Annotated in this window: 13 protein-coding genes and 1 other annotated feature; of the genes, 6 read left to right on the forward strand and 7 right to left on the reverse strand. The window is 60.6% G+C overall.

The annotated features are described in order from the left end of the window. The first annotated feature begins 362 nt into the window (after positions 1–362). The 3 genes from selD to I6L41_RS06675 are packed head-to-tail and all read left to right on the forward strand — an operon-like array spanning position 363 to position 3179. Positions 363–1400 (forward strand): selenide, water dikinase SelD, encoded by a 1038-nt coding sequence (gene selD / locus I6L41_RS06665; protein ID WP_216962848.1) that lies wholly within the window; start codon positions 363–365, stop codon positions 1398–1400. Continuing rightward, complete coding sequence (gene mnmH / locus I6L41_RS06670) at positions 1397–2512, forward strand: tRNA 2-selenouridine(34) synthase MnmH (RefSeq protein ID WP_216962849.1); 1116 nt, start codon at positions 1397–1399, stop codon at positions 2510–2512. The genes selD and mnmH overlap by 4 nt, the downstream gene beginning before the upstream one ends. 22 nt (positions 2513–2534) lie before the next feature. After that, a complete protein-coding gene (locus I6L41_RS06675) occupies positions 2535–3179 on the forward strand; it encodes an MBL fold metallo-hydrolase (protein WP_216962851.1) in 645 nt (214 codons plus the stop codon). A gap of 189 nt (positions 3180–3368) precedes the next feature. On the opposite strand, the gene rnd is transcribed toward I6L41_RS06675, so the two are convergent. The 7 genes from rnd to I6L41_RS06710 form a co-directional block, all read right to left on the reverse strand. Beyond that, positions 3369–4481 carry a ribonuclease D gene (rnd, locus tag I6L41_RS06680; protein ID WP_216962853.1) on the reverse strand — a complete coding sequence of 371 codons (1113 nt, stop codon included), beginning with the start codon at positions 4479–4481 and terminating at the stop codon, positions 3369–3371. 108 nt (positions 4482–4589) lie between these two features. After that, entirely contained in the window at positions 4590–6266 is a 1677-nt protein-coding gene (gene fadD, locus I6L41_RS06685; RefSeq protein WP_302054526.1) for a long-chain-fatty-acid--CoA ligase FadD, read from the reverse strand. Between the two features lie 198 nt (positions 6267–6464). Beyond that, positions 6465–7343 (reverse strand): alpha/beta fold hydrolase, encoded by an 879-nt coding sequence (locus I6L41_RS06690; protein ID WP_216962855.1) that lies wholly within the window; start codon positions 7341–7343, stop codon positions 6465–6467. An 8-nt stretch (positions 7344–7351) separates the two neighbouring features. Further along, complete coding sequence (locus I6L41_RS06695; protein WP_076491763.1) at positions 7352–7867, reverse strand: Slp family lipoprotein; 516 nt, start codon at positions 7865–7867, stop codon at positions 7352–7354. Positions 7868–7985: 118 nt separating this feature from the next. After that, positions 7986–8687 carry a tRNA (adenosine(37)-N6)-threonylcarbamoyltransferase complex dimerization subunit type 1 TsaB gene (gene tsaB / locus I6L41_RS06700; RefSeq protein WP_216962857.1) on the reverse strand — a complete coding sequence of 234 codons (702 nt, stop codon included), beginning with the start codon at positions 8685–8687 and terminating at the stop codon, positions 7986–7988. 90 nt (positions 8688–8777) lie between these two features. Beyond that, complete coding sequence (locus tag I6L41_RS06705; protein WP_216962860.1) at positions 8778–10697, reverse strand: ATP-dependent DNA helicase; 1920 nt, start codon at positions 10695–10697, stop codon at positions 8778–8780. Positions 10698–10764: 67 nt separating this feature from the next. Continuing rightward, the gene (locus tag I6L41_RS06710) at positions 10765–11010 is read right to left on the reverse strand and encodes a hypothetical protein (RefSeq protein WP_005336755.1); all 246 of its coding nucleotides are present in this window, start codon (positions 11008–11010) and stop codon (positions 10765–10767) included. A gap of 184 nt (positions 11011–11194) precedes the next feature. Next, positions 11195–11319: a sequence feature (His leader region), on the forward strand. Positions 11320–11348: 29 nt separating this feature from the next. Here I6L41_RS06710 and hisG point away from each other — a divergent pair. From hisG to hisC, 3 genes are read left to right on the forward strand one after another with little or no spacing between them, the layout of a single operon-like run. Beyond that, positions 11349–12245: an ATP phosphoribosyltransferase gene (gene hisG / locus I6L41_RS06715; RefSeq protein WP_071910208.1), complete on the forward strand. Its 897-nt coding sequence runs from the start codon at positions 11349–11351 to the stop codon at positions 12243–12245. Positions 12246–12257: 12 nt separating this feature from the next. Beyond that, positions 12258–13583 (forward strand): histidinol dehydrogenase, encoded by a 1326-nt coding sequence (gene hisD / locus I6L41_RS06720; protein ID WP_216962864.1) that lies wholly within the window; start codon positions 12258–12260, stop codon positions 13581–13583. Then, positions 13580–14650 carry a histidinol-phosphate transaminase gene (hisC, locus tag I6L41_RS06725; RefSeq protein ID WP_216962868.1) on the forward strand — a complete coding sequence of 357 codons (1071 nt, stop codon included), beginning with the start codon at positions 13580–13582 and terminating at the stop codon, positions 14648–14650. The genes hisD and hisC overlap by 4 nt, the downstream gene beginning before the upstream one ends. Positions 14651–14662 lie beyond the last annotated feature (12 nt).

Consider the following 14662-nt stretch of genomic DNA (forward strand, 5'->3'; position numbering starts at 1 on the left):
CTTTGACGTTCTCTTTGCTGCATCTGTACTGCAATCAATCAGCCAGCGCCGGATCCAGCCCGATGACTGGCAAGTGCGGGCAATTCCCTGCTGTTTATGTGAATTCCTGTTCGAACCCCAAGGGGCAAATGTGGCATAATGCCCCGTCCTGTGGCCCTTGGCGGGGCTGCGCTGGCGCACCTTGTCGCCCTTTTCTTCCCCGTCCGGCCTGGCGGTCCTTCATAACTGCCAGTCATCGCTGCCCCTGTTGGCACCGAGGCCACCCATATTTGCGGCTTCTTGTCTTCCTCTCTACAAGGCCGCCCATTGACCAAGACGGCTCCACAGAGCCTCTGCTCTGTTTGCAAATAAAAGGGGTAAGTATGTCTTCCATTCGTCTGACCCAATACAGCCACGGCGCTGGCTGCGGCTGCAAAATTTCTCCCAAGGTACTCGACACCATCCTCAAGAGCCAGATCCCGGGCTTCAACGACCCGACCCTGATCGTTGGCAACAGCAGCAAGGATGACGCGGCCGTGGTCGATATCGGCAACGGTCAGGGCATTGTCTCCACCACCGACTTCTTCATGCCCATCGTCGATGACCCCTTCACCTTTGGCCGCATTGCCGCCACCAACGCCATCAGCGATATCTATGCCATGGGCGGCAAGCCCATCGTTGCCATCGCCATCCTCGGCTGGCCCATCAATACCCTGCCAGCCGAAGTGGCTCAGCAGGTGATCGACGGCGGCCGTCAGGTGTGCCACGAAGCGGGTATTTCGCTGGCCGGTGGCCACAGCATCGATGCCCCCGAGCCCATCTTCGGCCTCGCGGTGACCGGTATTGTGCCTCTGAATGCCATCAAGCAGAACGACACCGCCAAGGAGGGTGACACCCTCTACCTGACCAAGCCCCTCGGTATCGGTATCCTCACCACCGCCCAGAAGAAGGGCAAGCTGAAGCCTGAACACGAGCAGCTGGCCCCCAACGCCATGTGCACCCTCAACAAGATTGGTCAACGCTTTGCCGAGCTGCCGGGTGTGCACGCCATGACCGACGTGACCGGTTTTGGTCTGGCGGGCCATCTGCTGGAGATGTGCGAAGGATCTAATGTCAGCGCCCGCCTCGACTTCAAGGCGCTGCCGCTGCTGGATGAGGTGGATTACTACCTGAGTGAGGGCTGCGTCCCGGGCGGGACCCTGCGCAACCACGACTCCTACGGCCACAAGCTCGATGCCATGGACGATCGCACCCGCAACATCATGTGCGACCCGCAAACCAGCGGCGGCCTGCTGGTCGCCGTGGGTAAAGAGAGCGAAGCCGAGCTGCTCGCTATCGCGCAAGAAGCTGGCCTTACGCTCTCGCCCATCGGCCAGATCAAGCCCCTTGAGGGCTCCCGCTTTATCGAGATTGTCCAATGAGTGAATTGCCACTGGCCACGGACTACGCCCAGATTTTTTTAGGCGATGTGCCGTTGATTGATGTGCGCGCCCCCATCGAGTTCAAGGAGGGGGCCTTCCCCTGCTCGACCAGCCTGCCCTTGATGACAGACGATGAGCGCGCCCAGGTGGGGACCTGCTTCAAGAAGCAGGGTCAGGCCGCCGCCATTGAGCTTGGACACAAGCTGGTGGGGGGAGCTGTGCGTGCCGAACGACTCGAAGGCTGGCTGGCGCAGTTGCGCAAGCAGCCCGATGCCGTGCTCTACTGCTTTCGCGGCGGCCTGCGCTCGCAAACCGTACAACAGTGGCTGGCTGATGCGGGGGTGACTCGACCCCGCGTCGCCGGAGGCTACAAGGAGCTGCGCCGTTTCCTGATCGACACCCAGGACAAGGCCTCTGCCGAGTGTCGCTGGACTGTGCTGACCGGCATGACCGGCTCCGGCAAGACCCACATGCTCGATCAGGTGGCCCAGGCGCTCGATCTGGAGGGACATGCCCATCACAGGGGCTCGTCGTTTGGTCAGCTGCCCGGCGGCCAGCCGAGCAACATCAATTTTGAAAACAACATGGCCATCGAGCTGCTCAAGCGCCGCCATCAGGGCGAGCATGCCTTTGTGGTCGAAGATGAGAGCCGGCTGATTGGCCGCTGCTGCCTGCCCCTCTCCCTCCATGAGGCCATGAGTCAGGCACCGCTGGTGGTGGTAGATGTACCGCAGATCGATCGCGCCGAGCAGATCCGCGAAGATTACGTGCACGATCTCTGGCTGCGCTATCAAGCCATGTATGGCCAAGAAGCCGGTTGGCCGCTGTTTGCCGCCTACCTCACCGATGCGTTGGCCCGTCTCAAGCGCCGTCTTGGCGATCAGGCCCACCGCGAGCTGGATGCCCTGATGCAGACCGCCCTCACCGAGCAGGAAAAGAGCGGCGATACCGGACTGCATCTGGCCTGGATCACGTTGCTGCTGACCCGATACTACGACCCCATGTATCTCTACCAGCTTGGCAACAAGCAGGAGCGCATCGTATTCCGCGGTGACAAACAGGCCTGTCTCGACTATTTCGCCGAGCAGCATGCCAGCGCGCTGCGCGGCTGACCCATCCCAAGCGAGGAACTCTATGTTGAAATTCGAGGTGATCCCGGTCACCCAGTTCGCCCAGAACTGCTCCCTCATCTGGTGTGACGAGACCCATCAGGCCGCCCTGATCGATCCGGGCGGCGAAGCGGACAAACTGCTGGCGGCCATCGCCAAACGCGGCCTGACCCTGACCCACATCCTGCTGACCCACGGTCATCTGGATCATGTGGGTGCCGCCGCCGAGCTGCGGGAAAAGACCGGCGTCGCCATTACCGGCCCCCACAAGGAGGACGCCTTCTGGCTCGACATGCTGCCCCAGCAGAGCCAGATGTTCGGCTTCGCCCATACCCCCGCCTTCACGCCGGATCGCTGGCTTGAGCAGGGTGACAAGGTGCAGGTTGGCCAGTGCGAACTGGATGTCTACTTCTGCCCCGGCCACACCCCGGGCCATATCGTGCTGCTCTCCCAAGCCGAGCAGCTCGCCTGGGTTGGCGATGTGCTGTTTGCCGGCAGCATCGGCCGCACCGACTTTCCCCGTGGGGATCACGGTACGCTGATCAAGTCGATCACCGAGACCCTGCTGCCGCTGGGGGACGAGATCGTCTTTATCCCGGGCCACGGCCCCAGCTCCACCTTCGGTCGCGAGAAGGTGAGCAACCCCTACCTGACCCAGCCTATCTGGTGATCAAAAAAGGCAGCGGTGTTAGCCGCTGCCTTTTCTTCTCTGCTCTCTTTTTCATTCTCGACTCCTGCCATCCGGCCAGCCACGTCCCACCAGCGTTCCCCATTTCGGCATGCCCATTTGTCTCTTTCGCCCAATAAAAATCCCCACCCGAGGGTGAGGATTGATTTATGGGTGCAACCGTCTGGTGGCTTATTGTGCCAGCAGGTGACCGACCAGCTCATGACGCCACCCTTGCAGCAACATCGGCTTGTCGCTGCGGGCCCGCTCTTCGTTGTTCATCCGCCAGCTCCAGGTGAAGTACTGGTGAATGATCTTCTTGCTGGCAATCAGCTCGGGCGGAATATTGCTCGCCTTGGCCTTCTCTTCCACCATGGCTTTGATGCGCTTGAGCTCGGCCTTGTACTGGGGGAAGTCCACCAGCCGGCGAATGGGCTCGGGCCAGCTGTCAGGATCGCTCTGCTGCGCCTTGGCGACGATATCGAGCATCCGCTTGCCGTGGATCTTGATCTCGATGGGCGAGAGGCCGAGCTCGTTGAGATCCCGCAGGGAGGCAGGACGACGCTCTGCCACCTTGAACAGGTGCAGCTCTTTGACCACGAAGTTCAGAGCCAAATCGCGGCGCACCGCCTCTTGCTGGCGCCAGGCTGCCAGTTCACGCAGGATGGCGAGCTCGCGGCGACCCAGTTGCCAGGCGTTGACGATTTCAAGATATGCCTGACGGGGATCGCTACCCTGGGTCTTGCGGGCGGAGTGGTTCTGACACTCCTGCTCGAACCAGGCAAACTTGCCGCTTTCCCGCAGTTTGGCCATCACCTTCTCGTAGAGCGGCATCAGGTAGAAGACATCCGCTGCCGCGTATTCAAGCTGACGTGGCGTAAGCGGGCGGGCCAGCCAGTCGGTGCGCGCCTGATCTTTTTCCAGCTCGACCCCAAGGAATTCGTTCACCAGCGCACCAAAGCCGACCGAGACGCCGTAACCGAGAAAGGCGGTAGCCAGCTGGGTATCGTGCATCTGGTTGGGCAGGTGGCCCGCCTGATGCTGGATAAGCTCCAGATCTTCGCCAGAGGCGTGCAGGATGGCGATCTGCCCTTCCTTGCCCAGTCGTTGCCAGAGGGCGGAGAGATCCAGCGTCAGCGGATCCAGCAGCGCCAGATGCTCGCCGTCATAGATCTGGAACAGGCCAAGCTGGGGGTAGTAGGTACGGGTGCGAACGAATTCAGTATCGATAGCCAGGGGAACGTCGGCCAGAGAAGCGAGATACTGCTCAAGTTCGGCTTGCTGAGTGATAAGTTGATAGTGCATCTGTGCCTGCGCGGTTGATCAGGGCCAAAAAGAAAAAACCGTGGGATGACCCACGGTTTTGCATAACGACGGTGCTGGTTTGCAGAGGCTTCTGCAGCCGCAGTCCGGTTATTGCTTGGCAATCTCCTCGTCGCGCAGTACGCGCCGCAGGATCTTGCCCACATTGGTCTTGGGAAGTTCGTCACGAAATTCTACCAGTTTCGGCACCTTATAGGCAGTCAGATGTTTGCGGCAGTGGGCAATAATCTCGTCCTCCTGCAATTTTGCATCTTTCTTGACCACAAAGATCTTCACCAACTCGCCGGAGACCTTGTGTGGTACACCGACAGCGGCCACTTCCAGCACTTTCGGGTGCAGGGCAACGACATCTTCGATCTCGTTCGGATAGACGTTGAAACCGGAGACCAGGATCATGTCCTTCTTGCGGTCAACGATCTTGAAGAAGCCCTGCTCGTCGCACACCGCGATATCACCGGTACAGAGCCAGCCATCCTGCATCACTTCGGCGGTCGCCTCGGGACGCTGCCAGTAGCCCACCATCACCTGCGGGCCGCGCACCTGCATCTCGCCTGGGGTGCCGAGGGCGTGGATCACCTGACCGTTGTCATCCACCAGCCGGATCTCGGTAGAGCAGACCGGCAGACCGATGGAACCGTTGTAATCAGTCAGATCGTAGGGGCAGACGCTCACCAGTGGCGAACACTCGGTCAGGCCATAGCCTTCCAGCAGCGGGGTATCGGTCAGTGTCTTCCACTTCTCCGCAACCGCGCGCTGCACTGCCATGCCGCCGCCGATGGTGAGCTTGAGCTTGTCAAAGGCGATCCCCTGAAACTCTTCGTTGTTGACCAGCGCATTGAACAGGGTGTTGACCCCGGTAATACAGGTGAAGGGGTACTTCTTGATCTCTTTGACAAAGCCTGGGATGTCGCGCGGGTTGCTGATCAGCAGGTTGTAACCACCGATGCGCATAAAGAGCAGGCAGTTCACGGTCAGGGCGAAGACGTGATAGAGCGGCAGCGCGGTGACCACGAACTCCTTGCCGCGCTCCAGCATGGGGCCGTAGACGCCGAGGCATTGCTCGACGTTGGCAATCATGTTGCGATGGGTCAGCATGGCCCCTTTGGAGAGGCCGGTGGTGCCACCGGTGTACTGCAGGAAGGCGAGATCGTCGTTGGTGATCTCCGGCTTGATGTACTGCAGGAAACGCCCCTTGGAGAGGGCCTGACGCATGGTGGTGGCGTGGGGCAGATTGTATTTCGGCACCAGCTTCTTGACGTACTTGACCACGAAGTTGACCAGGGTGCCCTTGGCCAGCCCCAGGTTGTCACCCATCCGGGTCAGGATAACGTGCTTGATCGGGGTGTCGTAGACTACTTTTTCCAGGGTATGGGCGAAGTTGGAGACGATGACGATGGCTTTGGCACCGGAATCTTTGAGCTGATGCTCCAGCTCGCGCGGGGTATAGAGCGGGTTGACGTTGACCACGATCATGCCGGCGCGCAGGATGCCGAACACGGCGATGGGGTATTGCAGCAGGTTAGGCATCATCACCGCAACCCGATCCCCTTTCTCCAGCTTCAGCTCGTTTTGCAGGTAGGCAGCAAAGGCGCGGGACTGCTCTTCCAGCCGGCGGTAGGTGATGGTTTGGCCCATGTTGACGAAGGCGGGCTGATCGGCAAACTGGGTCACCGAGGATTCGAACATCTCGACCAGGGAGCTGTATTGGTCTGGATTGATCTCGGCGGGGACCCCTTCCGGATAACGTTTCAGCCAGACTCTTTCCACAAACTTCTCCTGCATAACTAGCACCTGTGCGCTCACTGTGTTGCCTCCGTCCCGGTTCACATCCATTTTAATCGGTTGTTTTAAGCTGATGCTCTAATGCCGCACATATTTACACAGCGCAACATCAATTAACAGCAAATTAACAACAGAAAAATGTGAGGGAGAAAACAAACCTGGAATTATTGAAAGCTGGCGATTCTACCGAACTTGACAAAACTTTACGATACAAACGGCCGTATCAACCGAATTTTCCATATGAAAATGGTGGTTTCCACCCAATATGACCCGCTCGATCTGCTGGAAGGCATCCTGACGGGCCTGCCATTGGGCTTCAAGCGCAGCAAAGCCCTGTTCCCCCTGAATCAACAGCACCGGACAACGGATAGCCGCCATCAGTGCACGAGCTTGTCCTTCGCTCATTCTCAGGGGCGACAGATCCCGCAAGCGGGGGTCGCTGCGCCAGTGCCAGCGCCCTGCCCGCTCTTCAAGCTGCCGTTCACAGATAAGACGCGCCGCCTGCGGCGTGATATCCGCCACCTTGCAACGGGCGGCGACAGCCTCATCGATGGAGGCAAAGCCGTTGGCACTGCGCTCCCGGGTGCGACTACGGTTTAAAATCGCACGTCGCAGCTGGGCAGGTACCTCCTCATCGGGCTGACTGAGCGGGCCCAGCCCCTCCAGCATGATCAACCGCTCCACCTGTTCGGGAAACACCCCGGCATAGGCGGATGCGATCAGCGCCCCGAGGGAGTGACCGAGCAGAGTGAAACGCGACCAGCCCGCCGCCTGCACGATCTGGTAGAGATCGTCCAGCCAGTCGACAAAGACATAGGGGGTGGCTTTGTGATCGGAGTGACCGTGCCCCGGCAGATCGACACAGATGAGGTGAAAATCACCCAGATGCGGCGCCAGCGGCAAGAAGCTGGCACTGTTGTCGAGCCAGCCGTGCAGGGCAATCAGCAGGGGTTTGCCCTGCTGAGCCTGACCCGCGAGTTGATTCTCAAGCAGGGCCACCTGCCGACCATCTGCCAAGGTGAGCAGACGTTCGTGCAGAGTGCTTTTGATGCTGTTGATCATGGCAAGCCTTAACGACGCAGCGGCCGTCTCGGCCAGAAGGGATCATAGAAGGGGTCGTAGAAGTAGGGGTCCATATAGCGCACCTCCACCTCCTTGACTGGCGGCCACAGCTTGCTGCCAGTCACATTGAGCACCGAGAAGCGGTACTTGTGCTCGCCAATCTGGCTATCCACCGGTTGGCCTATGGTGCCAAGCACTGTCAGGCTGCGCCCCTTGGCGTAGAGGGTCGGATCGACAAAACCCTTCATGATGGCCAGAAAACGGCCCGGGCTCTGTTCGGTCTGCTCCGGCACACCATTGGACTTGAGCGGCAGATAGACCACTTCAATAACGCTCTGATCCGCCTTGTTGTGCACCGCCGAGATAACACCGCTCCAGCGGGCCGGTTTGCCCTCCATCCCGCCAAGGGCGGGTTGATAGGCCACCAGCTGGTTTTCGGGCTCATAGGCCAGCTCCTTGGGGACCGAGCTGCAGGCCCCGAGCAGCAGAGCCAGCGCCCCGACCACCATCCCGCGTTTCATCATGTCGCTTCTGCTATTACGCATCATGTCTCTCTCCTGTTGCCAGCGTGGCCCGTCGGGCCACCCGCTTGTGTTGCAGCTGATGATCGGCAAGAGCGACATGACGTCAGTGCTCCTGCCCTTATTCGCGACCCGGCAGTTTTTTCCAGGTCACCTTGTCACGCAAATAGACCGGCGTCGCCTGCTCCACCGGCACCGCCTCCCCCGCCAGCCAGGCGGCGCGGGCCAGCGGCAGCATGTCCTCTGCCGCCGGGAAGCGCACCTGACTCTCCGCCAGCTCATCGGCCAGACCACTCAGGGTCTCGCCATAGGTTTCAAAACCGGTGCCGACGCAGGTCACCCTACCCGCCAGCTTGCCACGGGCGTCAACCAGCGCCGCGGGATCGCTCACCACCTCGTCCCCCACCAGCTGCATGCGGCCATCGATCAGCTCATAGCGGCCGAAATAGACCTCGTTCATCCGCGCATCGATGGCGGTCAGCACCTGCTCGGCGCCATCCAGTCGATAGGCGCCTTGCGCCATAGCGGCCAAGGTCGAGATGCCAATCAGCGGCACACCCGCACCAAACGCCAGACCTTGCGCCACACTGATGCCGATCCGCACGCCAGTAAAGGAGCCCGGGCCGCGACCGAACGCAATGGCATCGAGGTCACTCAAACTTATCCCGGCATCCTCTAACACAGCCTGAACCATGGGCAGGATTTTTCGGGTGTGATCCCGTGGCGCCTCCTCCCAGCGGGAGAACAGCTTGTCACCCACCAGCAAGGCGGCGGAGCAGGCTTCGGTGGCGGTATCAACGGCCAGGATCTTCAACTCGTTCATGCTTTCCAATCTCTATAAAATCAGTCAATTACATAACCGGCAAGCGAGATACGCTCACCCGTTGTTCAAATCTGTTAGCTGGCGGTACACTTATTCACCGCGTTCAGTGCGATCGAAAAAACGCCCCAGCGTTCCCAACTCCCGGGTACGGGGGATGGCGGGCAGACTCTTGATAAAGGTGGCGCCGTAAGGTTTGTTGACCATTCGTGGATCACAGATCACCAGCACCCCGTGATCACTGCGATCACGAATAAGCCGCCCCACCCCCTGCTTGAGGGCAATCACCGCTTTGGGCAACTGCAGCTCGGCGAAGGGATCACCCCCCTTGAGCTTGCAATCATCCACCCGCGCCTTGAGCAGCGGATCATCGGGGCTGGCAAACGGCAGCTTGTCGATGATAACACACGACAACGCCGCCCCTCGCACGTCGATCCCCTCCCAGAAGCTACTGGTCGCCACCAGCACGGCGCGGCCATTCTCGACAAACTCCTTGAGCAGCCGCTGCTTGTTGTCCTCCCCCTGCAACAAGACGGTTCGGCCAATCTCCCGGCGCAGCACCTCGGCCACCTGACGCATCACCTGATGACTGGTACAGAGGAAGAAACAGCCCCCCGGCGTCTTGTTGATGAGCGGGATCATCAGATTGGCCAACTGCTCGCCACGACCAAAGGCGTTGGGCTCGGGCAGGAAACGCGGCACGCAGAGCCGCGCCTGCTCGCCATAATCAAATGGACTGTCGAGGATCAGCTCAGCGCTGCCCGCCAGCCCCAGCTCGGCTTTGAAGTGATCAAACCGCATATCCACCGTCAGGGTGGCGGAGGTGAAGACCCAGGCCACTTCCGGTCTTTGCACCTCGGCACTGAATCGCTCGGCCACCGATAGCGGCGTCAGATTGAGGGTGAAATGAAGCCGTGAGCAATCGTACCAGTAGGAGAAACCGGTCTGGTTGACCGCCAGCACTTCACCCAGGCGGGTGCGCAGTTCACTGATCCGTTCGAAGGCGTGATCCAGCTGCTCGCCCCGGCCGAGAGCGAGTTTCAGCACCTCGTAGCAGAGCCCGATGGCGTCGTTAAGACGAGCCAGAGCCTGCCCCCAGAGCGGCTGGCGCAGCATGTCGCGGGTATTACCGCGACCGCCATCCACCCCGAAGGCGAGACGCAGATCCTGACTGGCGATAGCGAGCCGGTCCGCCGCCTTGCCGAGCTGGGCCATGTCGTGGGCCTCGGCCCGATAGGCCAGCTGGATATCCTGCGCAAGATCCTGAATCGTTCGGCTGCCTACCGACTTGCCGAAGTAGTTGGTGGCGATCTCCGGCAGCTGGTGCGCCTCGTCAAACACATAGACTTGCGCCTCCGGCACCAACTCGCCAAATCCGGTGTCTTTCACCGCCATATCGGCGAAGAAGAGGTGATGATTGATCACCACCACCTGGGCATCCATGGCGCGGCGTCGAGCCACCACCAGATGGCAATCATCGTAATAGGGGCAGTCGCGACCGAGACAGTTATCGTTGGTGCTGGTGACGTGGGCGAGGATCTCGGCGTTCTCCTGCAACCCCGGAATATCCCCCACATCGCCGTTATCGGTGGCGGTGGACCAGGATTTGACCTTCACCAGATCGTTCAGGATTTCAGGCTTTTGCAGATGGGATTCGCTCAAGAGCCTGTTCATCCGCTCGATGCAGAGATAATTGCTGCGCCCCTTGAGCAAGGCCACCGGCGGGGTGTAGGAGAGCGCGCCGGTAATGGTCGGGAGATCCCGATAGAAGAGCTGCTCCTGCAGGTTCTTGGAGCCGGTACTGATCACCACCCGCTTGCCGGACTCCAGCGCAGGCACCAGATAGGCATAGGTCTTGCCGGTACCGGTTCCTGCCTCAACCAGCAGACGGCCACCACTCTTGATGGCGCGCGCGACCGCTTCGGCCATCTCCAGTTGGGGAGCGCGGGCTTTGAAACCGTCGATATGGCTGGCCAGAGGGCCATCTGGCTTGAACAGGGTCTGGATGGTCAAAAGGGCGTCCCGCAGCAAAAGCGGCCATTATGCCAAAAGCGCGGCAAAAGCGGGACAGATAATCTGCCTAGACGAACAGATCGATCTGATGCTCGGGATCCGGCTTGTGATCGCCTTCCTCCGCCTTGGGCTGATCACGCTTGGCGGGCGTGCTATACGCCTGCTGGCGCTGCTGGGAGTCACTGTTGTCAGTGCTGGTCTTGCGCAGCTGGTGCTTTTTGCTGATCTGGTTCACTTCCCGCTTGATCTCTTCGCTGCCGGGCGCAGCAGGCGCCCGGGGCAAAATGGGGAACAACAGGTCCTGGCTGGGCATGATGGCTACTCCTGCAGGGGTTATTGTCTAGTTATCGACCAGAAAACCGTTTTCGCCACTTTAATCGATCAAATCACGATTTCGGGTTGCATTTTCTGTCAAGGCAGGTAGTTTAAATCAGGCGTCAATTACGACATTTGATTTTGTAAAGGATTGATTACATGAAGTTCACCACCCTGAAGACTCATCACCATCATCATCCCGACTAGTCTTTCAGGAGGTTGACTGCTGGAAGACACTTAACTGGTGACTTCCAAAAGGACCGCAAGATTCATAAACCCTCGGAAGCACCCACTTCCGAGGGTTTTTTCGTTTTTGACTAGAAGGAAATCGAGCAAATGGAAACACAACGTCTGCGTATCGCCATGCAAAAGTCCGGTCGTCTGAGCCAGGACTCCCAGGCCCTGTTCAAGAGCTGTGGCCTCAAGATCAACCTGCGCGAGCAGCGCCTTATCGCCCATGTCGAGAACATGCCCATCGATATCCTGCGGGTTCGTGATGACGACATCCCGGGGCTGGTGATGGAAGGGGTGGTCGATCTTGGCATCATCGGCGAGAACGTACTGGAAGAGGTGCAGCTTATTCGCGCCTCACAGGGCCTGCCGTTCGAGGTCAAAACCCTCAAACAACTCGATTTTGGCGGCTGCCGCCTCTCGCTGGCGGTGCCAGAAGATGTGACCTACACAGGGCCAGAAAGCCTGGCCGGCAAGCGCATCGCCACCTCCTACCCCGGGCTGCTCAAGCGCTTCTTTGACGAAAAGGGGCTCGGCTTCAAGAGCGTGATGCTGGGCGGCTCGGTGGAAGTGGCACCCCGTGCGGGTCTGGCCGATGCCATCTGCGATCTGGTCTCCACCGGCGCGACCCTGGAGGCCAATGGCCTCAAAGAGGTAGAGGTGATCTACCGCTCCAAGGCGGTGCTGGTTCAGGCCCCCAACCCCTTGTCTGATGCCAAGCAGAAGCTCATCGACAAACTGCTGCCCCGCATTCAAGGGATGCAGCAGGCCCGCGAGAGCAAGTACATCATGCTGCACGCCCCCAAAGACAAGCTCGATGCCATCACCGATCTGCTGCCGGGTGCCGAGCGCCCCACCATCATGCAGCTGGCCGGTGACACCAATCAGGTTGCCTTGCACGTCGTCTCCAGCGAGACCCTGTTCTGGGAGACCATGGAGCAGCTCAAGGCCCTCGGTGCCAGCTCCATTCTGGTGCTGCCCATCGAAAAGATGATGGAATAAGGAAGGGACATCATGCAGACCCTGATCTGGAAGACCCTCTCCCCCGCCCAGCAGGCCGATGTACTGACCCGGCCCGCTCTCAATGACGAGGCCGATATTGGCGCCGTGGTGCGGGATATCATCGCTGCGGTGCGCAGCCGTGGCGATGAGGCCCTGCGCGAGCTGAGCCTGCGCTTCGAGCGCGCCCCCCGTGAACAGTTGCGTGTTAGCGAGGATGAGATTGAAGCCGCCTGCGCGCGGCTGGATGGCGGCATCAAAAGCGCCATTGAAGCAGCGATTGCCAACATTCGTACCTTCCACGCCGCGCAAGTTCAGCCGGTAGTGCGGGTGGAAACCCAACCCGGGGTGGTGTGCGAGCTGCGCACCCAGCCCATCAGCCGGGTCGGCCTCTATGTGCCGGGGGGCAGCGCGCCGCTCCCCTCCACCGTGATGATGCTGGCCATTCCGGCGGCTATCGCCGGTTGCCGTGAAGTGGTGCTCTGCACCCCGTCCCCCGCCAGCGACGAGATCCTGTTTGCCGCCCGCGCCTGCGGGGTCGAGAAGGTGTTCGCCATCGGCGGCGCCCAGGCTATCGCCGCCATGGCGTACGGCACAGAAAGCATTCCCAAAGTGGACAAGATCTTCGGCCCAGGCAACGCCTATGTGACCGAAGCCAAGGGGCAGGTATCCCGCGACTGGCGCGGCGCCGCCATCGACATGCCCGCCGGCCCCTCCGAGGTGCTGGTGATTGCCGACGAGAGCGCCAATCCGGCCTTCGTTGCGGCGGATCTGCTCTCCCAGGCCGAGCATGGCCCCGACAGTCAGGTCGTGCTGGTGACCACCTCGCCGCTGCTGGCCGATGCCATCGCAGGGGAAATCAAGAGCCAGTTGGCCAAGTTGAGCCGCCGCGATATCGCCGCGCAGGCGCTCGGCAGCAGTCTGGTGATCCTCTGTGATGACCTGGCCGAGGCGTGTGCCATCTCCAACGCCTATGCGCCGGAGCACCTGATCGTGCAGACCCAGGCACCTCGCGATCTGCTGGATAAACTGGAGAACGCCGGTTCCATCTTTCTTGGCCAGTGGACGCCCGAGTCGGTTGGCGATTACGCCAGCGGCACCAACCACACCCTGCCCACCTATGGCTATGCCCGCACCTGCTCCAGCCTTGGCCTCGCCGATTATCAGCGCCGCTACACGGTGCAGGAGCTGAGCGCCGAAGGCATTCGCGGCCTTGGCCCTATCGTCGAGCGTATCGCCCAGGCCGAAGGGCTCGATGGCCACAAAAATGCCGTGACGCTGAGATTGAACGCCCTGGCCGCCGCGCCCCAACCAACAGCACAGCAGAAGGAATTGTCATGAACATTGCCAATCTGGCGCGCCGCGTGGTGCGGGCCCTCACCCCCTATCAATCCGCCCGCCGCATCGGCGGCAAGGGCCACGTCTGGCTCAACGCCAACGAGGCACCGCAGGCCTATCCCTTCACCATCGAGGGGAGCCGCCTCAACCGCTACCCCGAGTGCCAACCGGCCGAGGTGGTGAACGGCTATGCCGCCTACGCCGGGGTCAATCCCGATCAGGTGCTGGTGAGCCGCGGCGCCGACGAGGCCATCGAGCTCTTGATCCGCACCTTCTGCGAAGCGGGTGAAGATCAGATCCTCATCTGCCCGCCCACCTACGGCATGTACGCCATCAGCGCCGAGACCTGTGGCGTTGGCATCGTCGAGCAGCCGCTGACCGCCAGCCGCCAGCCGGACTGGCCCGCCATCGCCGATCGCCTCAGTGACGTGAAGCTGGTGTTTCTCTGCTCCCCCAACAACCCCACCGGGGATCTGGTGGGCCGCGACGGCCTTATCGCCCTGCTGGAAAAGGCGCGGGATCGCGCCATCGTGGTGGTGGATGAGGCCTATATCGAGTTCTGCCCCGAGGCGTCCGTAGTGGACCTGCTGGCCCGCTTCCCCAATCTGGTGGTGACCCGCACCCTCTCCAAGGCTTTTGCCCTGGCGGGGATCCGCTGCGGCTTTACGCTGGCAAGCTCCGAGGTGATCGCCATGCTGGCCAAGGTGATCGCCCCCTATCCCATCCCCGAGCCCATCGCCCAGATCGCGGCGCAGGCACTCTCCCCCATGGGGCTGGAGCTGATGCGCGAGCGAGTAATAGAGCTCAACAAGCAAAAAGCCACTTTCAAGGCAGAGCTGGCAAAGCTTGCCTGCGTAAGGGAAGTGTTCGAAGACAAGGGCAACTTCGTGCTGGTGCGCTTTGTGGATGGCGCCACCGTCTTTGCTGCCATGAAGGCCGCCGGCATCATACTGCGGGATTTCTCGACCAAACCCGGCTTGGATAACAGCATTCGCGTCACCATCGGCTATCAGGGCGAGATGGATGCCGTGCTGGCGGTACTGCGTGACCAGCCCTCTCCCACTTTGTAAAACAAGGATGTA

Source organism: Aeromonas sp. FDAARGOS 1411, assembly GCF_019047125.1.
GTDB classification, from domain to species: Bacteria; Pseudomonadota; Gammaproteobacteria; order Enterobacterales; family Aeromonadaceae; genus Aeromonas; species Aeromonas veronii.